22 protein-coding genes and 1 riboswitch are annotated in these 21,329 nt (G+C 56.6%); of the genes, 10 read left to right on the top strand and 12 right to left on the bottom strand.

All coding sequences use genetic code 11. The features are described from left to right. The 5 genes from HVX72_RS18765 to ttdA all read right to left on the bottom strand — a co-directional run bounded on the left by HVX72_RS18765 (position 1) and on the right by ttdA (position 4,304). Positions 1–303: an urease subunit gamma gene (locus tag HVX72_RS18765; RefSeq protein ID WP_042289336.1), complete on the bottom strand. Its 303-nt coding sequence runs from the start codon at positions 301–303 to the stop codon at positions 1–3. A 9-nt stretch (positions 304–312) separates the two neighbouring features. After that, positions 313–1,137, bottom strand: coding sequence for an urease accessory protein UreD (locus HVX72_RS18760; RefSeq protein ID WP_206255414.1), 825 nt, complete (start codon positions 1,135–1,137; stop codon positions 313–315). Positions 1,138–1,278: 141 nt separating this feature from the next. Further along, complete coding sequence (locus HVX72_RS18755; RefSeq protein WP_181822083.1) at positions 1,279–2,742, bottom strand: anion permease; 1,464 nt, start codon at positions 2,740–2,742, stop codon at positions 1,279–1,281. A gap of 48 nt (positions 2,743–2,790) precedes the next feature. Continuing rightward, complete coding sequence (gene ttdB / locus HVX72_RS18750; RefSeq protein WP_000722944.1) at positions 2,791–3,396, bottom strand: L(+)-tartrate dehydratase subunit beta; 606 nt, start codon at positions 3,394–3,396, stop codon at positions 2,791–2,793. Further along, a complete protein-coding gene (gene ttdA / locus HVX72_RS18745) occupies positions 3,393–4,304 on the bottom strand; it encodes a L(+)-tartrate dehydratase subunit alpha (RefSeq protein WP_120714909.1) in 912 nt (303 codons plus the stop codon). Before ttdA ends, ttdB begins: the two co-directional genes overlap by 4 nt. A gap of 209 nt (positions 4,305–4,513) precedes the next feature. On the opposite strand from ttdA, the gene HVX72_RS18740 reads away from it, so the two are divergent. Continuing rightward, entirely contained in the window at positions 4,514–5,449 is a 936-nt protein-coding gene (locus HVX72_RS18740) for a LysR family transcriptional regulator (protein ID WP_181822082.1), read from the top strand. Positions 5,450–5,479: 30 nt separating this feature from the next. On the opposite strand, the gene plsY is transcribed toward HVX72_RS18740, so the two are convergent. Then, positions 5,480–6,097, bottom strand: a complete 618-nt coding sequence (gene plsY, locus HVX72_RS18735; protein ID WP_042289743.1) for a glycerol-3-phosphate 1-O-acyltransferase PlsY — start codon at positions 6,095–6,097, stop codon at positions 5,480–5,482. A gap of 106 nt (positions 6,098–6,203) precedes the next feature. On the opposite strand from plsY, the gene folB reads away from it, so the two are divergent. Together folB and bacA are read left to right on the top strand one after the other, a co-directional pair. After that, positions 6,204–6,569, top strand: coding sequence for a bifunctional dihydroneopterin aldolase/7,8-dihydroneopterin epimerase (folB, locus tag HVX72_RS18730; protein ID WP_042289321.1), 366 nt, complete (start codon positions 6,204–6,206; stop codon positions 6,567–6,569). 92 nt (positions 6,570–6,661) lie between these two features. Next, complete coding sequence (bacA, locus tag HVX72_RS18725) at positions 6,662–7,483, top strand: undecaprenyl-diphosphate phosphatase (protein WP_042289318.1); 822 nt, start codon at positions 6,662–6,664, stop codon at positions 7,481–7,483. 96 nt (positions 7,484–7,579) lie between these two features. Here bacA and HVX72_RS18720 read toward each other — a convergent pair whose 3' ends face one another. Both HVX72_RS18720 and HVX72_RS18715 read right to left on the bottom strand, forming a co-directional pair. Next, positions 7,580–8,821 (bottom strand): multifunctional CCA addition/repair protein, encoded by a 1,242-nt coding sequence (locus HVX72_RS18720; protein ID WP_181822081.1) that lies wholly within the window; start codon positions 8,819–8,821, stop codon positions 7,580–7,582. A gap of 65 nt (positions 8,822–8,886) precedes the next feature. Continuing rightward, positions 8,887–9,501 (bottom strand): TIGR04211 family SH3 domain-containing protein, encoded by a 615-nt coding sequence (locus HVX72_RS18715; protein WP_042289312.1) that lies wholly within the window; start codon positions 9,499–9,501, stop codon positions 8,887–8,889. 240 nt (positions 9,502–9,741) lie between these two features. Between HVX72_RS18715 and HVX72_RS18710 the strand changes: the two genes are divergently transcribed. The 4 genes from HVX72_RS18710 to glgS all read left to right on the top strand — a co-directional run bounded on the left by HVX72_RS18710 (position 9,742) and on the right by glgS (position 15,832). Further along, positions 9,742–11,043 carry an inorganic triphosphatase gene (locus HVX72_RS18710; protein WP_181822080.1) on the top strand — a complete coding sequence of 434 codons (1,302 nt, stop codon included), beginning with the start codon at positions 9,742–9,744 and terminating at the stop codon, positions 11,041–11,043. Between the two features lie 105 nt (positions 11,044–11,148). Next, positions 11,149–13,977, top strand: coding sequence for a bifunctional [glutamate--ammonia ligase]-adenylyl-L-tyrosine phosphorylase/[glutamate--ammonia-ligase] adenylyltransferase (gene glnE, locus HVX72_RS18705; RefSeq protein ID WP_181822079.1), 2,829 nt, complete (start codon positions 11,149–11,151; stop codon positions 13,975–13,977). A gap of 47 nt (positions 13,978–14,024) precedes the next feature. Further along, complete coding sequence (gene hldE, locus HVX72_RS18700) at positions 14,025–15,458, top strand: bifunctional D-glycero-beta-D-manno-heptose-7-phosphate kinase/D-glycero-beta-D-manno-heptose 1-phosphate adenylyltransferase HldE (RefSeq protein ID WP_042289305.1); 1,434 nt, start codon at positions 14,025–14,027, stop codon at positions 15,456–15,458. 167 nt (positions 15,459–15,625) lie between these two features. Then, positions 15,626–15,832, top strand: a complete 207-nt coding sequence (gene glgS, locus HVX72_RS18695; RefSeq protein WP_082636864.1) for a cell surface composition regulator GlgS — start codon at positions 15,626–15,628, stop codon at positions 15,830–15,832. Between the two features lie 34 nt (positions 15,833–15,866). Here the strand turns inward: glgS and ubiK are convergent, their stop codons facing one another. Then, on the bottom strand, positions 15,867–16,169 hold the full coding sequence (ubiK, locus tag HVX72_RS18690; protein ID WP_042289303.1) for a ubiquinone biosynthesis accessory factor UbiK: 303 nt from the start codon (positions 16,167–16,169) through the stop codon (positions 15,867–15,869). A 132-nt stretch (positions 16,170–16,301) separates the two neighbouring features. Then, positions 16,302–16,507: riboswitch (FMN riboswitch) on the top strand. Between the two features lie 106 nt (positions 16,508–16,613). On the opposite strand from ubiK, the gene ribB reads away from it, so the two are divergent. After that, positions 16,614–17,267 carry a 3,4-dihydroxy-2-butanone-4-phosphate synthase gene (gene ribB / locus HVX72_RS18685; RefSeq protein WP_060570850.1) on the top strand — a complete coding sequence of 218 codons (654 nt, stop codon included), beginning with the start codon at positions 16,614–16,616 and terminating at the stop codon, positions 17,265–17,267. 210 nt (positions 17,268–17,477) lie between these two features. Beyond that, on the top strand, positions 17,478–17,654 hold the full coding sequence (locus tag HVX72_RS18680) for a hypothetical protein (protein ID WP_042289298.1): 177 nt from the start codon (positions 17,478–17,480) through the stop codon (positions 17,652–17,654). A gap of 21 nt (positions 17,655–17,675) precedes the next feature. On the opposite strand, the gene zupT is transcribed toward HVX72_RS18680, so the two are convergent. After that, positions 17,676–18,449, bottom strand: a complete 774-nt coding sequence (gene zupT / locus HVX72_RS18675; RefSeq protein ID WP_060570848.1) for a zinc transporter ZupT — start codon at positions 18,447–18,449, stop codon at positions 17,676–17,678. A gap of 132 nt (positions 18,450–18,581) precedes the next feature. Here zupT and ygiD point away from each other — a divergent pair, with 132 nt between their 5' ends. Beyond that, positions 18,582–19,379 (top strand): 4,5-DOPA dioxygenase extradiol, encoded by a 798-nt coding sequence (gene ygiD / locus HVX72_RS18670; RefSeq protein WP_060570847.1) that lies wholly within the window; start codon positions 18,582–18,584, stop codon positions 19,377–19,379. Positions 19,380–19,410: 31 nt separating this feature from the next. Here ygiD and HVX72_RS18665 read toward each other — a convergent pair whose 3' ends face one another. Continuing rightward, entirely contained in the window at positions 19,411–20,571 is a 1,161-nt protein-coding gene (locus HVX72_RS18665) for a glutathionylspermidine synthase family protein (protein WP_042289291.1), read from the bottom strand. A gap of 5 nt (positions 20,572–20,576) precedes the next feature. Next, positions 20,577–21,248, bottom strand: coding sequence for a DUF1190 family protein (locus tag HVX72_RS18660; protein WP_042289288.1), 672 nt, complete (start codon positions 21,246–21,248; stop codon positions 20,577–20,579). Positions 21,249–21,329: the final 81 nt, after the last annotated feature.

The raw sequence follows: 21,329 nt of genomic DNA, 5'->3' as shown, positions 1-21,329 counted from the left end.
TTACACGATCGGATTGTGGACGGTCACCAGCTTGGATCCGTCCGGAAACGTTGCTTCTACCTGGATGTCCGGGATCATCTCCGGTACCCCCTCCATCACCTGATCGCGGGTGAGCACATGGCGGCCGTCTTCCATCAGCGAGGCCACGCTTTTGCCGTCGCGTGCGCCTTCCATAATGAAGGCGCTGATCAGCGCTACCGATTCCGGATAATTCAGCTTCAGGCCGCGCGCCAGACGGCGTTCTGCCACCAGCGCGGCGGTAAAGAGCAACAGCTTGTCTTTTTCTCTGGGAGTCAGTTCCATCGGTGTCTCTTAGGTCTGCCAGATACGCGGCAGATGCGGTTGTTTGTGAGTTAACAGCGGACGTAAAAAGCGCCAGATATCGCGCATCGCGCGTTGGATAAGCAGGTTGTCTGCCGCCAGAAAGCGTACAGTGAGCAGCGAGTCAACGAGCGTCGCGCCTGCGTATTCGCCAAGCGGCATAAGCCGTTCACGGGCTCCGTCCAGCATCGCCTCTGTCCCCGGATAGCAAAACAGCGTGCCGCACCACGGCTGGTTCGCGACGGCGGAAAGATCGCCCCCGCGAATTTTCAGGCCTTCGATAAGCAGCGGTATGCCGTCGCGCCAGATTTCCAGCCGGTTGACCAGCGTGCCGTGGCTGAACGTTTCCTGCATTACCGGGCGACCCAGGCAGAGCAGATCCCAGCCGAGCAGTTGGCTTTCGGTTGTCAGATGGAACACGGTGCGTAGGCTGGCGCGAGCGCCGGGAAACAGGATCGTATCCTGCGGCAGCCATTCCAGCGTGGCGTGCGGCGCAAGGGCGAAATCCTGACGCAGTTGCGCCAGTTGCCCTGCGCTGCGGTAAAACTTTCCCGCGCCGGGCTGGGTGATTAACGCGTGGCTGTGGGCGTCAAGGGTGACGGAAATGTGCAGTTCATCGCCGCCGACAATACCGCCAGGCGGGTGAAGCAAATAAAGATGACAAACATCATCTTCCGGGTAAAACGGTCGTTGAACGGCTAACGGACCAACGTGACGCGCTGAGGTGAGCACCGTTTTGTGCGCGGCACGGGTAAACCGCAGGTCCAGTTCGGCCTGCCAGCCCCGAATGAGTGTCTCGTGCGCAACCGTGTCCAGAGCGTTCCCCTGTCAGTTTAAAGATAGGTGCATGGCAAAAAGTATGCCTCAGCACGGCGGCAAAGCGGTCATATGAGACGCTTATGGGAAAGGAGGGGGAATCAGAAAAAAGGGGCGGCAGCCCGGCCGCCCCAACGGGGGTTAAAGCAAAACGAGAGGCATCCAGAGCAAACCGGTGACGATCAGTAGCAGCATGAAGATCAGGCCAAAAATCGCCCCTAGCCGCCAGTAGTCAGCCGTCGGCAAATAACCGCTACCGTAGTAGATGGGGCTGGGGCCGGTAGCATACGGGGTAAGAATGCTACCCAGACCAATCGCCGCGCCGACCATCAGGCAAAATACGGGGAGCGGAATGTCCGGCATCGCCAGCGCGGCGGCGATCATCATTGGCGCCAGTGCGGAGGTGTACGCCGTGGCGCTGGCGAAGAAATAACGCAGCAGATAAAACACCACGATCAGCGCGACCATCACCATTGTCGGGGAATAACCGCTCAGGCTGCCTGCCAGCAGGTTGCCAAACCAAGTGATAAAACCGGTATTGTTCAGCCCGGTCGCAAGAGTAATCAGTGACGCGAGCCAGAAAAAGACGTTCCATGCGGCTTTATTACTGACGATGTCATCCCAGCAGATAATGCGCAGCACCAGCATTAACGCCACCACGCTGTAGCCAACCATCGCCGCGTCAATGTAGTCACCGCCGAAAATCCACAGCACCAGCGCGCCGACCATCAGCACTAACATCTTTTTCTCACGCGTGCTTAGCGGGCCCATCGCCTTCAGCTCCGCTTCTGCCCAGCGCGGCACCTGATCGCCGGACTTAAGCACCGGCGGGTACAGCACATAAGCAAGCCACGGGACCAGCAGAACCAGCAAAATACTCAGCGGCAGCATCCCTAAGAACCAGTCGCCCCAGCTTAGCGCCGTGTGCGCCGCGCCCTTCATCAGGCCAATCAGCAGCAGGTTTGGCGCCATCGCGGTGAGGAAAATGGCGCTGGTGACGCAGTCGGCGGTGATCCCCATCCACATGATGTAGGAACCAATAGAGCGCGAACTGGCGTCATTCGGCTGCGAATGATACAGCGGCGGCAGATTACGGATTATCGGGTAGATAATCCCGGCGCCGCGCGCGGAGTTTGAGGGCGTAACAGGCGCGAGGATCAGCTCAGAGAGCATGACCGCGTAGCCGAGAAACAGCGTGCGGTGCCCCATCTTTTTCACCAGCCATAGCGCGATGCGTCGCCCCAGCCCGGTTTTTTCATAGCCCGTACCGAACATAAAAGCGGCAAAGATCAGCCAGATAACTGAATTAGAAAAACCAGACACCGCCCACGATAGCGCTTTGGCGGTGAATTTAAACCCGTCCTGCGCCAGCTGTTCGGGGCTGAACAGCAACCACGGCGAGAGGACGGCGATCGTCGAAATGCCGATCATCGCCACCACCGCGCCGGGAACAGGTTCCAGAATCAGTCCCACAATGACGCCGGTAAAGACCGCAAAATAGAGCCACGTGTGGTTCTCAAGACCGGTGGGGACGGGCAAAACAGCAATAATGGCGATGACCACCAGCGGAGCCAGGTATCGCCACCAACCAGCTAAAGGTGCCATTGTCGTATCCCTGCGAAGAGGGAGAGGCGGGGCGCCTCTCCGGAAGGGTTATTTGATGTAGTGAACGTGCTCGCAAATTTCGTCGACGATCGGACCACGACGCTCGGCGAACTGCTTTTTGTTCTCGGCGATCAGGTTATTGCCGTGGGTGTCGATAGAGACGATCAGCGGACCGAACTCCTTCACCCGACACACCCACAGGGATTCCGGCATGCCGAGTTCCGTCCAGTGGACTTCCTCTATCTCTTCCACCTGCGTGGCTGCCAGCACCGCGCAGCCTGCGGGGAAAATCACGTGCAGCGCCTTGAATTTCTGGCAGCCTTCTTCGGTCAATGGCCCCATGCCGCCTTTGCCAACCACCAGTTTGACGCCGGTCTGCTCGATGAACTCTTTTTCAAACGCCTCCATACGCATGCTGGTGGTCGGGCCGACGGAAACCATCTCCCATTTTTCACCGTTTTTGCGCACGATCGGCCCGGCGTGGAAAATGGCTTTACCGTTCAGGTCGTAAGGGATCGGGCGCTTGAGTTCGATCAGGCGGCGATGGCAGACGTCGCGGCAGGTGACCAGCGTGCCGGTCAGATAGATCACGTCACCAACGCGGATATCCTCCAGGTCTTCGGCCTTGATCGGGGTCGTCAGGATCTTTTTCATAGCGCGCTCCGGGTATGAGACAGGTTTTCGAAGGAGAGATCGGCATGCACCAGCAGCGTACCGCGACGGTGCGCCCAGCAGCCGGTGGAGACGGCCACCCCGATAGTCGAGGGGTGACGCGCGGCGGATTCAATGTGTACGCCCATGACGGAGCTGTTGCCCGTTAACCCCTGCGGGCCGATCCCCAGACGGTTCAATCCTTCTTCCAGACGCAGTTCCAGTTCAGCCGCTTTGGGATTTGGATGGCGGGTGCCGATGGGGCGCAGAATCGCTTTGCGCGACAATACCGCGGCGGTTTCTACGGAAGTGGCGATCCCCACGCCCACCAGCACCGGCGGACAGGCGTTTACCGCCAGCGTGGAGATATTTTCAAACACGAACTTAACAACGCCTTCGTAGCCTTCGGACGGCATCAACACTTTTGAGCGCCCCGGCAGGGTACAGCCGCCGCCTGCCATATAGACTTCTATTTCGGCGTCGTCGCCGTCGGGGATAATGTCCCATGTCACCCACGGCACGCCGCTGCCGGTGTTTTTGCCGGTGTTGACTTCGTCAAAAATTTCTACCGCGTTATGACGAAGTGGGGCTTTCACGGTCGCGTCTTCCACGGCCTGCTTCAGAATGGCCTGCAGTTCGCCCAGTAGCGGGAAGCGGGAGCCGACCTTGACGAAGAACATGATCTCGCCGGTGTCCTGACAGGCCGGACGGTTCAAGTCGATCGCTTTCTGCATGTTGTCGAACATCGTGTGATAGATGATTTTTCCCATCGACGAGGTTTCAGCATCGCGCAGCTGTTTTAATTTATCCACGACGTCGTCGGGCATCCGGGTGGAAATCATTGCCGTAAACCCGGCGACAATTTCCGTCAGCGTATTTATCGCTTTTTGTTTATTTTCATTGCTCATCATGACAACTCCAGTGCTTTTATTTGTCTGGAAAGACATTCTGGGAAACAAACTACCACTAAAAATAGGGTTTTATATTTTTTGCCACTGTGTATATGTAATTAACAGTTCGTGAATCATGATGTGAAAAATCAGCGAAAATTGAGCAAGGGCAGGGAATAGCGGCAGTAAGGGAATTACACTGCCGGTATTATCTTCATGGGTGCCCGAATATGCTGAACACATACCCTTTAGCGAAAGATCTGCAGGTGCTGGTTGAAATTGTTCATACGGGAAGCTTCAGCGCGGCGGCGGCGGCGCTCGGACAAACCCCGGCGTTTGTGACCAAGCGGGTGCAGATCCTGGAATCCACTCTCGCCGCCACGCTGCTGAACCGTTCGGCACGCGGCGTGGCGCTGACCGAGAGTGGGCAAAAATGTTATGAACATGCGCTGGAGGTGTTGACCCGCTATCAGCTTCTGGTGGATGAGGTGACGCAAATTAAAACTCGTCCGGAAGGCATGATTCGTATCGGCTGTAGCTTTGGTTTCGGGCGTAGCCATATTGCCCCAGCTATTACCGAGCTGATGCGCAATTACCCTGAGTTACAGGTGCATTTTGAACTGTTCGATCGGCAAATTGATTTGGTGCAGGATAATATCGATCTCGATATTCGTATTAACGATGTGATTCCAGACTATTATATTGCGCACTTGTTAACAAAGAATAAAAGAATATTGTGCGCCGCGCCGTCTTATCTCGAAAAACATTCAGAACCGACAACTCTCCAGGAATTAAGCCGTCACGATTGCCTGATCACGAAAGAGCGCGATATGACGCACGGAATATGGGAGCTGGGAAACGGCGAGGAGAAAAAATCGGTCAAGGTGAGCGGGCATCTCTCGTCGAACAGCGGGGAAATTGTGCTGCAATGGGCGCTGGAGGGCAAGGGGATCATGCTGCGATCCGAGTGGGACGTGCAGCCGTTTCTGGCGAGCGGCAAACTGGTGCGGGTGCTGCCGGACTATGCGCAGAGCGCCAATATCTGGGCGGTGTATCAGGAGCCGCTATATCGCAGCGTGAAGCTTCGGGTCTGCGTGGAGTTTCTGGCGGCGTGGTGTCAGCAGCGGTTGGGCAGGCCGGATGAAGGTTATCGGGTGACGTGGTGAACCCGATAGCCTTCCGGCGAGGTGAAAACGCTATTGCGGATCTTTTTCGCGTTTTTTCTTCAGCTTCGTCCAGATCTTTGTCTCCTGACGACGCCACAGTCGCTGAATGTTGTCGTGATGGCGCAGCAGGATCAGGCACGACAGCATCGAAACCGGGAAGGTGAACTGAGGTTTAAACCACCAGACGTAGAACGGCGCGATCAGCGCGCTGACGATGGCGCCCAGCGACGAATAACCGCTCAGCAGCACCGTGAGCAACCAGGTGCCCGCCATCACGCCGGTTAAATCCCAGCCGATAGGGGCAATAGCGCCGAATGCCGTCGCCACGCCTTTCCCGCCTTTAAACCCAAAGAAGACCGGCCAGATATGGCCCAGACAGGCGGCAATGGCGATCAGGCCCAGCCAGAAGGGGGTTACGCCCAACGCGTATGCGCCCCAGACGGGCAACATCCCTTTCAGGACGTCGAAAATCAGCACCGCTGCGGCTGCTCCCTTGCCACCGATTCGTAACACATTGGTCGCGCCAGGATTGCCGGATCCGCTGCTACGCGGGTCGGGCAAGCCAGCAATGCGGCAGACCAGAATGGCACTGGAAATGGAGCCGCAGAGGTACGCGATGAGGATCATTCCAGGCGCGATTGCACTCATAAGCTGTTCCGTTTTGAAAATGTCGTGTAAAACGCTACTTCTGTGGATAATACGCATATTTCGCCGGAAGTGGTATCCGGGTTAGCCAAAAAGCGGGCAGGTCGTGATGGATATTGTATTTATAGAGCAACTTTCGGTAATCACCACCATTGGTGTTTACGACTGGGAACAGACCATCGAGCAAAAGCTGGTGTTCGATATCGAAATGGCGTGGGATAACCGGAAAGCGGCAAAAAGCGACGATGTCGCCGACTGTCTGAGCTATGCGGATATCGCCGAAACCGTGATCGCGCACGTTGAAGGCAGGCGCTTTGCGCTGGTGGAACGCGTCGCGGAAGAGGTCGCGGATCTCCTGCTGGGACGCTTCCATTCACCGTGGGTGCGAATCAAGCTCAGTAAGCCCGGCGCGGTCGCGCGCGCGGCGAACGTGGGCGTGATTGTCGAGCGTAGCCATAATCTGAAAGGAAAATAATTAACTTCATCATTGTTAAACCAAACGGATATAAAAGAGTCTTACAGCGGGAACTTTTTTTTGCGGTAGTTTTTCTATTTAGGGGTTTATTGATGAGCGATATGCACTCGCTGCTGATAGCGGCAATTTTGGGTGTGGTCGAAGGATTGACGGAGTTTTTGCCGGTTTCCAGTACGGGCCATATGATTATCGTTGGCCATCTGCTGGGGTTTGAGGGTGATACGGCAAAGACCTTTGAAGTGGTGATCCAGCTTGGGTCGATTCTGGCGGTGGTCGTGATGTTCTGGCGGCGGTTGTTCGGCCTGATCGGGATTCATTTTGGCCGACCATTGCAGCGCGAAGGGGAAAGTAAAGGGCGGTTAACGCTCATTCACATTCTGCTTGGGATGATCCCCGCCGTGGTGCTCGGGTTGGTGTTTCACGATACGATAAAATCACTGTTTAACCCCATTAACGTGATGTATGCGCTGGTGGTGGGCGGTTTACTGTTGATTGCCGCCGAATGCCTGAAGCCGAAAGAACCGCGCGCGCCGGGGCTGGACGATATGACTTACCGACAGGCGTTTATGATTGGCTGCTTCCAGTGTCTGGCGCTGTGGCCGGGCTTTTCCCGTTCCGGCGCGACCATTTCCGGCGGGATGCTGATGGGCGTGAGCCGTTATGCGGCGTCGGAGTTCTCGTTCCTGCTGGCGGTGCCGATGATGATGGGCGCAACGGTGCTGGACCTCTACAAAAGCTGGTCGTTCCTGACCGCCGCCGATATTCCGATGTTTGCCGTCGGTTTCGTGACGGCGTTTGTGGTTGCGCTGATCGCCATTAAAACCTTCCTGCAACTGATCAAACGAATCTCGTTCATTCCGTTTGCGATTTATCGCTTTATCGTTGCAGCCGCGGTTTACGTGGTGTTCTTCTGATTATTCACCGTGCCGGATGGCGGCTATGCCTTATCCGGCCAACCACGCACGTCTGTCCACAGGCCGGTCAGCGGTAGCGCTGCCGGTACGGGCCGTTTAGCTGGCGGGTTTCGGGCAGCGCGTCTCTTTCCAACTGGCGACCGCCGCAATTCGCCGCTTCGTCAACTCTTCGCGGATCTCTGCGCCTTTAAATCCGGCCTCCACAACCTCTTTTGTCGGTACCGACTGCGCCACCTGCCATGCTTCGCGCAGCAGACGACCCTGCGGATAATCCGCCGCTTCAAAGCCAGTACGCCCGCGTACGTCAGCCTCGCTGGTGAGGGCTATCTGCTCCACGCGCTGCGGTTTACGCCAGGCGTCGATCGCGTCGAACAGCTTTACAATGGTCTTAGGCTGCAGTATCGGAAAGGTATGAATGAGATCGTGAAACTCCGCCACCAGCTTTGCCAGATCGCGGATTTCGTTCGGTACCCGCAGACGCTGACACAACTGCGCCACCAGCTTTACGCCCGCCGGACCATGACCGTGATGACGCGGCCAAAGCGCTGGCGGAGTCAACCCTTTTCCCAGGTCATGGCACAGGGTGGCGAAACGGATATCCACCTCCGGGCTGAGCATCGCCGCCATCGACAGCGTCATGAGCGTGTGAACGCCGGTATCGATTTCCGGATGCCATTTCGCTGGCGCGGGAACGCCAAACAGCGCATCCACCTCCGGGAACAGCACGCGCAGCGCGCCACAGTCGCGCAGGACCTGAAAATAGACCTGCGGGTTACGGGTGGTTAACGCGTTTTCGGTCTCTTTCCACACGCGCTCAGGCGTCAGGTGCTCCAGCTCTCCGGCGTGGGTCATGTCGCGCATTAGCGCCATGGTTTCGTCGGCAATGCGAAAGCTGAGATGCGCATAGCGGGCGGCAAAGCGCGCCACGCGAAGGACGCGGAGCGGATCTTCACTGAAAGCCGGCGAGACGTGGCGCAACAGGCGGTTTTTCAGATCGGCGCGTCCGTGATACGGATCGACGATAGCGCCGTCATCATCCTGCGCCAGGGCGTTAATGGTCAGGTCGCGGCGCTGTAAGTCATCTTCCAGCGTGACGTCCGGCGCCGCGTAGCAGGTGAATCCGGTATAACCGGAACCGGATTTACGTTCGGTGCGCGCAAGGGCGTACTCTTCGTGTGTTTGAGGATGGAGAAAAACAGGAAAATCGCGGCCTACCTGCTGGTAGCCCGCGTCGAGCATTTGCTGTGGTGTGGCGCCTACCACCACCCAATCTTTATCTTTGACCGGTAGCCCTAACAACGTATCCCTAACCGCACCACCGACCAGATAAATCTTCACGCCACACCACCTCTCCTGAGAAATACACTTTCTTAATGATATGACAGTGTGGCGGAGAAGGCGATTTAGTTCATCCAGCGGTCTTTGCGTTTGCGGCTTGGGATCATATGCGGCAGCACCAGACCGAGCAGCAGGCCGAGACCGAGCACGCCGCCGCCATACATAAACCATTGCATGATGATGGTACGCTGCTTGTCATCAAGCTGCAGATTTGCGGCGCTGACCTTCTTCTGCGCCACAATCAGCTCGTTTTTCAGCTTCTGGTTTTCTTCTTTCAGGCCGTTGATCACGCTGTCGCTCTGCGCGACCTTTTGCTGCATGTCGGCTGTCCGCTGATTCCAGGTGGTGTCAATGTTGGTCAGCTTATCGGTCAGGGTTTTGACCTGATTTTCCAGATCCGGTACGCGGGTGCGCAGGCTGGGCGAGGTGTTCAGCTCTTTCAGCGGGATCCAGGCAGTGCGACCGGTGCTGTCTTTGACCTGGCCGTAATTATTGTCGGTCTGTAACAAGGTGACCTGTTCGCCGGCGTTCATGGTGCCGACGAGGCGATAGTTATCTCCCGGACCGCTGCGGACCCAGGTGCTTAGTTCATCAGAGACATAGCGCGTTTCTTCTGCGTGGGAGACGGCAGTGGCGCTAAGTGCAAGTAAAGTTAGTCCAATCAGGCGTAATTTTGGCATCAGGCTGTCGTTATTGTCATAGAAAGTGGAACGATAGTAGTGGGATCAGTGTCTCTACGCAAAGCATTCGACATCAATCGGAATCATCTGTGTCAGCTTCGCCACTACGTCAAACTTTTACGCCCGTCAAATTGCTCGTTGCATGGCAATTTGGCGCAAAATACTATCTACTGACACTCAGTAACGCACGAAGTTCGCAGTCGATCCCTTCAACTGTGACATAACCCTAAGTACAAGGCCATGGCTCAGGAAATCGAATTAAAATTTATCGTTAATCACGATGCGGTTGACGCACTGCGCGACCATCTGAATACGCTTGGCGGCGAACATCACGCGCCCAGCAAGCTGCTGAACATTTACTACGAGACGGCGGATAACTGGCTACGCAGCCACGATATGGGGTTACGCATTCGCGGCGAGAATGGCCGCTATGAAATGACCCTGAAAATCGCCGGGCGGGTGGTCGGCGGTTTGCATCAGCGTCCGGAATATAATATTCCGCTTAGCGAACCTACGCTCGATTTAGCGCAACTTCCGCAGACAGTGTGGCCGAACGGCGAGCTGCCTGCCGATCTCGCTTCCCGCGTGCAGCCATTGTTCAGTACCGATTTTGATCGCGAGAAATGGCTGCTGGAAATTGACGGCAGCCAGATTGAAATTGCGCTCGATCTCGGAGAGGTTAAGGCCGGCGAATTTACCGAACCTCTTTGCGAGCTGGAGCTTGAACTGCTGAGCGGCGACACCCGGGCGGTGCTGAAGCTGGCTAATCAACTGGTGAGCCAGGCGGGACTGCGTCAGGGCAGCCTGAGTAAGGCGGCGCGAGGTTATCACCTGGCCCAGGGAAACGCCCGGCGCGAGATCAAACCGACCACAGTACTGACCTTGCCCGCAAAAGCCAGCGTTGAGCAGGGGCTGGAAGCGGCGATGGAGCTGGCCTTAGCGCAGTGGCAGTACCACGAGGAACTGTGGCTGCGCGGCGTGGAGTCGGCGAAAGCGGAGGTGTCTGCGGCGATGGGGCTGGTGCGCCATACGCTTACCCTGTTCGGTGGTATCGTTCCGCGTAAAGCGAGCACTCACTTACGAGATTTGTTAACCCAGTCTGAGGCTACCCTGGCCTCGGCGGTCTCTGCCGTGACGGCGGTGTATACCCCGCAAACCGCAATGGCAAAACTGGCGCTGACGGAGTGGCTGGTCACCAAAGCCTGGCAGCCGTTTCTGGATGCTAAAGCACAGGCCAAAATGGCCGATTCCTTTAAGCGTTTCGCGGATATCCATCTTTCACGTACCGCCGCTGAACTGAAAAGCGTGTTTGCTCAGCCGTTAGGCGACCAGTATCAGGATCAACTGCCGCGCTTACGTCGTGATATCGATACTGTGCTACTGCTGGCCGGGTATTACGATGCTGTAGTGGCGCAGGCGTGGCTGGAAAACTGGCAGGGGCTGCATCACGCCATCGCCACCCGACAGCGTATTGAAATTGAACATTTCCGCAATGAAGCGATAAACCAGGCGCCGTTCTGGTTGCACAGCGGAAAACGGTAAACCGCGTCATTCCCGAACGCAGAAGTGAATGCCTGTTGGCGCTGCGTCGTTGTAGGCCGGCTCTGGCGAACGCCGCCATCCGGCAACGTTACAAGGAACTCTTTCATGAAGCCGCTTTCTTCACCGTTACAGCAGTACTGGCAAACCGTTGCTGAACAATTGCCTGACGCTACGCTTAGCGTACAAGCGAAGTCAGTGCTCACATTCAGCGACTTTGTGCGGGACAGCGTTATTGCCCATCCCCACTGGCTGAGCGGGCTGGAAAATGCGCCGCCGCAGGCGGACGAATGGCAGCGCTACGGCGAATGGCTACACACGGCGCTGGCTGAGGTGAATGACGAAGCGGCGCTAATGCGGGAGCTGCGCCTGTTTCGTCGTCGTATTATGGTGCGGATAGCCTGGGCCCAGGCGCTCTCGCTGATTGAAGATACTGCGGTTTTACAGCAGCTCAGCCAGCTGGCGGAGACGTTGATTGTCAGCGCGCGCGACTGGCTGTATGACGCCTGCTGCCGTGAGTGGGGGACGCCGTGTAACCCGGAGGGCATCCCACAGCCGCTGCTGATCTTAGGCATGGGCAAACTGGGCGGCGGCGAGCTGAATTTTTCCTCGGATATCGATCTCATTTTCGCCTGGCCGGAACACGGCGCCACCCGGGGTGGGCGTCGCGAGCTGGATAACGCGCAGTTCTTCACCCGCATGGGCCAGCGGCTGATCAAAGTGCTCGATCAGCCCACGCAGGACGGCTTCGTTTATCGGGTGGATATGCGCCTGCGACCGTTTGGCGACAGCGGTCCGCTGGTACTGAGCTTTGTCGCGCTGGAGGATTATTATCAGGAGCAGGGGCGTGACTGGGAACGCTACGCGATGGTGAAGGCGCGTATCATGGGCGAGACAGAGGGCCGCTACGTTGACGAACTGCGCGCCATGTTGCGTCCGTTCGTGTTCCGTCGCTACATTGATTTCAGCGTGATTCAGTCACTGCGCAACATGAAAGGCATGATTGCCCGGGAAGTGCGTCGTCGCGGGCTGAAAGACAACATCAAACTCGGCGCGGGCGGTATTCGTGAAATTGAATTTATCGTTCAGGTTTTCCAGCTTATTCGCGGCGGGCGCGAACCGTCGTTGCAGTCCCGCGCTTTGCTTCCCACTTTACAGGCCATCGCCGCGCTGCATTTGTTGCCGGATAACGATGCGAGCCAGTTGCGCTCGGCTTATCTGTTCCTCCGCCGTCTGGAAAACCTGCTGCAAAGCATTAACGACGAACAGACCCAAACGTTACCGGGCGATGAACTGAACCGCGCGCGTCTGGCGTGGGGGATGAATGCGGATGACTGGCAGCAACTGACCGACATCCTGGACACGCATATGGCCAATGTCCGTCGCGTCTTTAATGAACTGATTGGCGATGATGAAAGCGAAACGCAGGAAGATACGCTTTCGGAGCAATGGCGCGAGCTCTGGCAGGACGCGCTACAGGAAGACGACACGCCGCCGGTCCTGGCTCACCTGACCGACGAAGACCGGACCCGGGTACTGGCACTGATTACCGACTTCCGTAAAGAGCTTGATAAACGCACCATTGGGCCGCGTGGGCGACAGGTGCTTGATCATCTGATGCCGCATCTGCTGAGCGATGTCTGCGTCCGTCAGGATGCCTCCGTCCCGCTGTCACGCATCACGCCGCTGCTGGTGGGGATCGTCACGCGCACGACTTATCTCGAGCTGCTGAGCGAATTCCCCGGCGCGCTGAAGCATCTCATTTCGCTATGCGCCGCCTCGCCGATGGTCGCCAGCCAGCTTGCCCGTTACCCGCTGTTGCTCGACGAATTGCTTGACCCGAACACGCTCTATCAGCCCACCGCGACCGACGCCTACCGTGATGAACTGCGGCAGTATCTGCTGCGCGTGCCGGAAGATGACGAAGAACAGCAACTGGAGGCGCTGCGCCAGTTTAAGCAGACGCAGCTGCTGCGTATTGCCGCCGCGGATATCGCCGGAACACTGCCGGTGATGAAGGTCAGCGATCACCTGACCTGGCTTGCGGAAGCGATGATAGACGCCGTGGTGCAGCAGGCGTGGCTACAGATGGTGGCGCGCTACGGACAGCCGGGACATCTGGCGGATCGTGAAGGGCGCGGTTTCGCGGTGGTAGGCTACGGTAAACTGGGCGGCTGGGAACTGGGCTACAGTTCCGATCTCGATCTCATCTTCCTGCACGACTGTCCGGTTGACGTAATGACCGACGGCGATCGCGAAATCGACGGACGACAGTTTTATCTGCGCCTGGCGCAGCGCATTATGCACCTGTTCAGCACGCGGACGTCTTCCGGCATTTTGTATGAAGTGGACGCGCGTTTGCGCCCGTCCGGCGCGGCGGGGATGCTGGTGACCTCCGCCGAGGCTTTCGCGGATTACCAGAAAAACGAGGCCTGGACCTGGGAACATCAGGCGCTGGTCCGCGCCCGCGTGGTCTACGGCGACCCGCAGCTCACCGCACAGTTTGACGCGGTACGCCGCGAGATCGTGACCCTGCCGCGCGACGGCGCCACGTTGCAAACCGAAGTGCGCGAAATGCGCGAAAAAATGCGTGCTCATCTGGGCAATAAACATCGCGATCGTTTTGACATCAAAGCAGATGAAGGCGGGATCACCGACATCGAATTTATTACGCAGTATCTGGTGCTGCGCTATGCACACGACAAACCGAAGCTGACGCGCTGGTCGGATAACGTGCGGATACTGGAGCTGCTAGCGCAGAACGACATTATGGATGAGCAGGAGGCGATGGCGCTGACCCGCGCCTATACCACGCTGCGCGATGAGCTGCATCACCTGGCCTTACAGGAACTGCCGGGCCATGTGGCGCAAACCTGCTTTGAAGCCGAACGCGCGCTGGTGCGGGCAAGCTGGCGGAAGTGGCTGGTCGCCGTTTGAAGTGTGCTATTATCGCGCGCAAATTTTGAATCTCTCAGGAGACAGGAATGAAAGTAACGCTGCCAGAGTTTGAACGTGCAGGAGTTTTGGTTGTTGGCGATGTCATGCTGGATCGCTACTGGTATGGGCCAACCAGCCGTATTTCGCCGGAAGCGCCGGTGCCTGTGGTCAAAGTGGATACCATCGAAGAGCGTCCGGGCGGTGCGGCGAACGTGGCGATGAATATTGCCTCTCTGGGGGCAAACTCCCGTCTGGTCGGGTTAACCGGTATAGACGATGCGGCGCGTGCGCTGAGCAAAACGCTGGCCGATGTGAATGTGAAATGCGACTTTGTTTCTGTACCGACCCATCCGACTATCACCAAACTGCGCGTGCTTTCGCGTAACCAGCAGCTGATTCGGCTGGATTTTGAAGAAGGCTTCGAGGGCGTCGATCCGCAACCGCTTCACGAGCGTATTAACCAGGCGCTGAGTTCCATTGGCGCGTTGGTGCTCTCCGACTACGCCAAAGGCGCGCTGGCCAGCGTTCAGCAGATGATTGCGCTGGCGCGTAAAGCGGGCGTTCCGGTACTGATCGACCCGAAAGGCACCGATTTTGAGCGCTACCGCGGCGCGACCCTGCTGACGCCGAACCTCTCTGAGTTCGAAGCGGTGGCCGGGAAATGTAAAAGCGAAGAAGACATTGTTGAGCGCGGCATGAAGCTGATCGCCGATTTTGAACTGTCCGCGCTGCTGGTGACCCGCTCCGAGCAGGGGATGACGCTGCTGCAGCCAGGCAAAGCGCCGCTGCATATGCCGACCCAGGCGCAGGAAGTGTATGACGTGACCGGCGCTGGCGACACCGTGATTGGCGTACTGGCTGCTACGCTTGCCGCAGGCAACAGTCTGGAAGAAGCCTGTTTCTTTGCCAACGCGGCGGCAGGCGTCGTGGTCGGTAAGCTGGGGACGTCTACCGTTTCGCCGATCGAACTGGAAAACGCGGTGCGTGGCCGTGCGGAAACGGGCTTTGGCGTGATGACCGAAGACGAACTGAAGGTCGCCGTCGCCGCCGCGCGTAAACGTGGTGAAAAAGTGGTGATGACCAATGGCGTGTTCGATATTCTGCACGCAGGGCATGTGTCGTATCTCGCGAATGCGCGCAAACTGGGCGATCGCCTGATTGTCGCGGTGAACAGCGATGCGTCAACCAAACGCCTGAAAGGCGAAACGCGGCCGGTGAACCCGCTTGAGCAGCGCATGATCGTACTCGGCGCGCTGGAAGCGGTGGACTGGGTGGTGTCGTTTGAAGAAGACACGCCGCAGCGCCTGATTGCGGGGATCTTGCCGGATCTGCTGGTGAAGGGCGGCGACTATAAGCCAGAAGAGATCGCAGGCAGCGAAGAAGTGTGGGCCAACGGCGGCGAAGTGTTGGTACTGAACTTCGAAGACGGTTGCTCAACCACCAATATCATTAAAAAAATCCAGAAAGAGAGCGATAACTAAAAGCGCTGCCCTGCGCCGGATAAACGCCACGCTGGCGGGTAACTTGCCAAAGTGTGATATCCGGCATCTTAATTGCGCACATTATGTACAAACCCGTCACCGGGACGGGTAAATACTGAAATCAGAAAAAGCATATGGCCTTAGCAGAGTTTCACAAACTGGAGGGTATGCTGATGAACAACACGGTTTATTCGTTGAACAATTTTGATTTCCTGGCGCGCAGTTTTGCCAGAATGCAGGCTGAAGGTCGCCCGGTGGATATCCAGGCCGTGACAGGCAATATGGATGAGGAGCACCGCAGTTGGTTTTGCAAACGCTATGCACACTACTGTCAGCAGGCGATGCAAGCGAGAAAATTAGAAGTGGAACACTAAACGACTCAACGGGCCTTGCGGCCCGTTGCTGTTTTTACTCCTGCGGTTCTACCGGCGGGATGGCAGGCGCGGGTTTGACTTCGTCGCTGATACCGCTCTGACGCGCTTCCAGCTCGCTCAACCGCTGTTCCAGCAGCGCCAGCTTTTCACGGGTACGCAACAGCACCTGCGTCTGCACGTCAAACTCTTCGCGGCTCACCAGATCGAGACGCGTCAACTGAGACTGCAGCGTCTGACGGATCTTTTTCTCGACATCTTCCCCGAACTCCCGGATCCCTTTCGGCATCGACTCGTGAACCTGGCGAGCGATCTGCTCAATTTTTTTCGGGTCAATCATAGTGGTTTCCCTGAACTGGTAAGTGTTAAAGCACATTGTAGTGCGATATGCGCAAGGCATAAACCAGAATTGTGTGAAGCTTATGCGGGTAAAGGCGTTGATGAAGGTAATCAATAGCGTTATAGTTATTCCGCTTATTCTCAGGGCGGGGCGAAATTCCCCACCGGCGGTAAATCAGCGATGTTCATCACTTTTCGTGTTGCAGTTCATCCTGCAGCGGCGTGAAAGTTGAAGGACCGGCTGAAAGCCCGCGAGCGCTTCAGATGTGAATCTGAAGGTCAGCAGATCCGGTGTAATTCCGGGGCCGACGGTTAAAGTCCGGATGGGAGAGAGTAACGATCCAGTCGGGCACGGACCCGCTCACGTTATTTTTTTGCCGCTTGTCGGTACTCCTAAGACTGCCCTGATTCTGGTAACCATAATTTTAGTGAGGTTTTTTTTACCATGAATCAGACGCTACTTTCCTCTTTTGGTACGCCTTTCGAACGTGTTGAACATGCGCTGACTGCGCTGCGCGAAGGCCGCGGTGTGATGGTGCTTGACGATGAAGATCGCGAAAACGAAGGCGATATGATTTTCCCGGCAGAAACCATGACCGTTGAACAAATGGCGCTGACCATTCGTCACGGCAGCGGTATTGTTTGCCTGTGCATCACCGAAGATCGCCGCAAGCAGCTCGATCTGCCGATGATGGTGGAAAATAACACCAGCGCTTACGGCACCGGTTTTACCGTGACCATTGAAGCCGCTGAAGGCGTGACCACCGGCGTTTCCGCCGCTGACCGCGTCACCACCGTGCGCGCGGCGATTGCCGATGGCGCGAAGCCTTCCGATCTGAATCGTCCGGGACACGTCTTCCCGCTGCGTGCTCAGCCTGGCGGCGTGTTGACCCGTGGCGGCCACACTGAAGCGACCATCGATTTGGTGACGCTGGCTGGTTTCAAACCTGCGGGCGTGCTGTGTGAACTGACCAATGATGATGGCAGCATGGCGCGCGCGCCGGAGTGCATCGACTTTGCCACTAAACACAATATGGCGGTAGTGACGATCGAAGACCTGGTGGCATACCGTCAGGCCCACGAACGTAAAGCCAGCTAATACCTCCTTGCCGGATAGTGGTTAAAGCACCTTATCCGGCAAATTTCCCTTATTTGCCCTTCTTATAGGTTAATAAACACCCAACCTTTTTCTCTATGATCGAAATCATCATTTCGATTTCATACTGTGCCAGTATATAAATATACCTAAAAATAGGTATGTTAATTTTAACGCTAAATATCTGTTAATGTTAAATTTAAAGGGAAAAGGATGTTTATTGCCTGGTATTGGATTGTGCTAATTGTACTGGTCGTGGTGGGCTATTTCTGCCATATGAAGCGTTACTGCAAAGCGTTTCGCCAGGACAGAGATGCGCTGCTGGAAATTCGTAATACATTGCTGCGTCGGGACGAACAAACGCGTGTTCTGACTAAAGAGCAGGAATAGTCGCTTCCTGCTCTTTCTTCGTTATCCCAGCCCCATCGTCTGAAGGACGACGAGGCTTAGCCCCATCACTGACATGCCGCAAAGAACGCCGTAACTGGGGTTGTTATTTGGATCGATCTCTTTTGCCAGCGGCATCAGCTCATCGACCGACAGCGCCACCATAATGCCCGCCACCGCAGCCATAATGGCGGCCATGACCACAGGCGAAACCAGGCTGCCGAGAATCAGCCATGCCAGGACGCCGCCCAGAATTTCGGCCATGCCGGAAATGCCTGCCCAGAAGACGGCCGTTCGCTTCGAGCCTGTCGCGGCGTATACCGGACCGGCTACCGCCAGCCCTTCAGGAATGTTGTGCAAGGCAACGGCCAGCGCCACGCCAAATCCAAGTTCGAGGTTACTGCTGGCGGTAACGTAAGTGGCGATGCCCTCCGGAAAGTTGTGCAAACTGATACCGAGCGTCAGCAGGAGAGCGGTGCGCTTAATCGAACCTGGAAGCGGCTGCGTTGTTTTTTGTACCAGATCCTGGGGATGAGCGTGTGGTAGCAGACGGTCGAGGCCAAAATAGCCCAGCAGGCCGATAATAAACATTCCGTAGCCGAGAAGCGGCGACATGCCTTCCGCGGCCAGTGCCGCAGGCAGCATCTCCATTAAAGAGATGAGCAGCATGATCCCGGCGGCAAATCCGAGTGAAAACGCCAGCAGACGGTTCGAGGGTTTCTGGCCCAGGACGCCTAAAAACGCGCCGATAAACGTGGCGGCGCCCGCCAGTAAGGTCAGAAGTAAAGGTACTGACATCAATAACTCCTTAAAAATTCACCTGACCTTCAAAATAACTGATGATCATCATCATGGTTATCTGAGTTCTTCATATATCGAAAGAGCGTATGGTAAGACTCATAAAATGACTCCCTGAGTAAGGATATCATCATGTCTTCAATTCGTATGCCAGCTTTGTTTTTGGGGCACGGCAGCCCCATGAACGTGCTGGAAGATAATCTGTATACCCGCGCCTGGCAGCAACTGGGGGAGCGTCTGCCGCGTCCGAAAGCGATTGTGGTGGTGTCCGCTCACTGGTACACGCGCGGTACTGGCGTGACCGCAATGGACGCGCCAAAGACGATTCATGATTTTGGCGGTTTTCCGCAGGCGCTGTACGACACGCATTATCCGGCTCCCGGTTCGCCGGAACTGGCACAGCGGCTGGTGGAGCTTCTGGCGCCGGTGCCGGTTACGCTCGATAAAGAGGCCTGGGGTTTTGACCATGGTTCGTGGGGCGTGTTGATCAAAATGTATCCGAATGCCGATATTCCCATGGTGCAGTTGAGCGTCGACAGCACCAAACCGGCGGCCTGGCATTTTGAGATTGGACGTAAGCTGGCGGCGCTGCGTGACGAAGGAATTATGCTGCTAGCCAGCGGTAATGTGGTGCATAACTTGCGCACTGTCCGCTGGCACGGTGACGACGCGCCTTATCCGTGGGCGACCTCGTTCAATGATTTTGTTAAAGCGAATCTGACCTGGCAGGGACCGACAGAACGGCATCCGCTGGTCAACTATCTCGACCACGAAGGCGGTCCGCTGTCGAATCCAACCCCGGATCACTTCCTGCCGTTACTGTATGTATTGGGCGCATGGGATGGTAAAGAGCCAGTGACCCTACCCGTAGAGGGGATCGAAATGGGCAGTCTGAGTATGCTGTCGGTACAGGTGGGTCAGGCCGGATAAGGCGCTTTGCGCACTCATCCGGCACCCTTAATCATTCAACAAAGATATGCGGGTAGAAGCGGGACAGATCCTGAGTGATCAGCGCGCGGTCTTCACGTATGCCGATCCCGGCAGGCTGATCGTTGATCAACCAACTACCGATCAGCATATAGCTGTCGCCAAACTTCGGCAGCGGATGGAACTGCTGCACGATCATGCCTTCTTCGCCGTAAGGGCCTTCCACCGCTTCGATCGTTTTACCGTTCTCTATGATGGAGACGTTAGCGCCTTCACGCGAGAAGATCGGCTTCACGACAAATTTTTCCATTTGCGGATGATCGTCCTCTGCGAAGTACGCAGGCAGCAGATTCGGATGGTCAGGAAACATTTCCCACAGCAGCGGCAGCAGCGCCTTGTTGGAAATAATGCTCTTCCAGGCCGGTTCCAGCCAGCGAACGCCTGCATCTTCCAGCTTGGTAGAGAACATCTCACGCAGCATAAATTCCCACGGATACAGCTTGAACAGGTTGGCGATCACCTGATCCTGCAGGTCCGTAAACTGGCCTTTCTCGCCCAGCCCGATATCTTCGATGTAGAGGAATTCGGTGGCGATTTCCGCTTCTGCGGCGCAGTCCTGCAGATACTGAATGGTTCCGCGATCCTCAACGGTGTCCCGGCAACAGGTGAGATGCAGAAGCTGAAAACCGTACTGCTCGCGCAGCTCGGCGAAACGCGCGATAAGTTTTTCCTGGAGGCTGTTAAACTGGTCGCTACCTTGCGGCAGGTTACCCGCGTTGAGCTGATCTTCAAGCCAGATCCACTGGAAAAATGCGGCTTCATACAGCGAAGTCGGCGTATCGGCGTTGTTTTCCAGCAGCTTAGGTTCGCCGGTGCCGTCCCACGCCAGATCGAGACGTGAATAGAGCGAGGGCTGGCTCGTTTGCCAGGACTGACGAACGAAGCCCCAGGTATGCTTGGGAATGCGGAATTTGGTCATCAGCGCGTCGCTGGCGATCACTTTTTCGACCACCTTCAGGCACATCTGGTGCAGTTCGGCAGTCACCTCTTCCAGCTTTTCAACCTGCGCCAGCGTCAGCTTGTAGTATGCCTCTTCACACCAGTACGGTTCACCGTACATGGTGTGAAAATTGAACCCATATTCGTTGGCTTTATCGCGCCAGTCCGGGCGCTCAGTGATACTGACTCTTTCCATGCGGATCAGCCACCCATTGAACGCGTGGAGGTGCCGCTGGCGCTACGCTGCATGGTGTTCTGTTTGGCGACAGATTCACCAAAGCCGCCGCGCGTGACGGTCGAAGTGGTGGCAGGCTTCGGCGCCATGGCGGTTTTCGGCACCGTCATGCTGCGACCTGGCGTGGCGGCGCCATAGTTTTTGCCGCTTGCGTCGGTATATTTACCGTATGCCGGGCTGGCCGGGTTTTTCGAGCTGAACAGCGGCTGTTGCGCGAAACCTGCGCCGCCGCCCATCATCCGACCCATCATGTAACCCGCCATTAACGGCATCCAGAAGCTGCCGCTGGACTGCTGCGCTTGCGCCTGTCCTTCAGGGGCCATACCGGCCTGGGCTGGCGCCTGCTGGCACTGGCCTTCGCCAAATTCGGCCACGCAGTCTTCGCGGGACGCGTATTTCGGCGCGGTACGTTCGGCTTCTTTCAGCGCGTTGTTGTAGGTTGCAGTACACTCCGCGCTTTTACCCGGATTGGCTGCCGAGCAGTCATCCGCATTCTGATACAGCGATACGGTTTCGTCGCTCTTTTCACATCCCGCCAGCATAAACACAGCGGTAACGGCTAACGCCACAGGCGTCAGGTGACGCGCGCTCCAGCTTTTGCGGAACGCAGCGTGTTTGATGGATTTTGTCCGTTTCATTGTCGTCTTCCAGGACCCAGTGGTAATTACTGCTCAGGATAGAGGATGAGTGGTTGAAAATGAAGCGAGAAGGGGCAGGAA

Origin of the sequence: Citrobacter sp. RHB21-C05, from assembly GCF_013889015.1 — a bacterium.
GTDB lineage: Bacteria > Pseudomonadota > Gammaproteobacteria > Enterobacterales > Enterobacteriaceae > Citrobacter_A > Citrobacter_A sedlakii.
Note: the sequence above shows the minus strand (reverse complement) of the source record. Positions and strands in the feature narration are given on the sequence as shown.

What these genes read in the sequence shown, in the direction of transcription:
- HVX72_RS18665 (WP_042289291.1), bottom strand. Translation starts at nt 20,571, where the DNA reads ATGGAAAGAGTCAGTATCACTGAGCGCCCGGACTGGCGCGATAAAGCC.
- folB (WP_042289321.1), top strand. Translation starts at nt 6,204, where the DNA reads ATGGATATTGTATTTATAGAGCAACTTTCGGTAATCACCACCATTGGT.
- HVX72_RS18660 (WP_042289288.1), bottom strand. Translation starts at nt 21,248, where the DNA reads ATGAAACGGACAAAATCCATCAAACACGCTGCGTTCCGCAAAAGCTGG.
- bacA (WP_042289318.1), top strand. Translation starts at nt 6,662, where the DNA reads ATGAGCGATATGCACTCGCTGCTGATAGCGGCAATTTTGGGTGTGGTC.
- ttdA (WP_120714909.1), bottom strand. Translation starts at nt 4,304, where the DNA reads ATGATGAGCAATGAAAATAAACAAAAAGCGATAAATACGCTGACGGAA.
- HVX72_RS18715 (WP_042289312.1), bottom strand. Translation starts at nt 9,501, where the DNA reads ATGCCAAAATTACGCCTGATTGGACTAACTTTACTTGCACTTAGCGCC.
- HVX72_RS18755 (WP_181822083.1), bottom strand. Translation starts at nt 2,742, where the DNA reads ATGGCACCTTTAGCTGGTTGGTGGCGATACCTGGCTCCGCTGGTGGTC.
- zupT (WP_060570848.1), bottom strand. Translation starts at nt 18,449, where the DNA reads ATGTCAGTACCTTTACTTCTGACCTTACTGGCGGGCGCCGCCACGTTT.
- HVX72_RS18710 (WP_181822080.1), top strand. Translation starts at nt 9,742, where the DNA reads ATGGCTCAGGAAATCGAATTAAAATTTATCGTTAATCACGATGCGGTT.
- ribB (WP_060570850.1), top strand. Translation starts at nt 16,614, where the DNA reads ATGAATCAGACGCTACTTTCCTCTTTTGGTACGCCTTTCGAACGTGTT.
- ubiK (WP_042289303.1), bottom strand. Translation starts at nt 16,169, where the DNA reads ATGATTGACCCGAAAAAAATTGAGCAGATCGCTCGCCAGGTTCACGAG.
- glgS (WP_082636864.1), top strand. Translation starts at nt 15,626, where the DNA reads ATGCTGATGAACAACACGGTTTATTCGTTGAACAATTTTGATTTCCTG.
- HVX72_RS18740 (WP_181822082.1), top strand. Translation starts at nt 4,514, where the DNA reads ATGCTGAACACATACCCTTTAGCGAAAGATCTGCAGGTGCTGGTTGAA.
- ttdB (WP_000722944.1), bottom strand. Translation starts at nt 3,396, where the DNA reads ATGAAAAAGATCCTGACGACCCCGATCAAGGCCGAAGACCTGGAGGAT.
- plsY (WP_042289743.1), bottom strand. Translation starts at nt 6,097, where the DNA reads ATGAGTGCAATCGCGCCTGGAATGATCCTCATCGCGTACCTCTGCGGC.
- HVX72_RS18765 (WP_042289336.1), bottom strand. Translation starts at nt 303, where the DNA reads ATGGAACTGACTCCCAGAGAAAAAGACAAGCTGTTGCTCTTTACCGCC.
- HVX72_RS18680 (WP_042289298.1), top strand. Translation starts at nt 17,478, where the DNA reads ATGTTTATTGCCTGGTATTGGATTGTGCTAATTGTACTGGTCGTGGTG.
- hldE (WP_042289305.1), top strand. Translation starts at nt 14,025, where the DNA reads ATGAAAGTAACGCTGCCAGAGTTTGAACGTGCAGGAGTTTTGGTTGTT.
- ygiD (WP_060570847.1), top strand. Translation starts at nt 18,582, where the DNA reads ATGTCTTCAATTCGTATGCCAGCTTTGTTTTTGGGGCACGGCAGCCCC.
- glnE (WP_181822079.1), top strand. Translation starts at nt 11,149, where the DNA reads ATGAAGCCGCTTTCTTCACCGTTACAGCAGTACTGGCAAACCGTTGCT.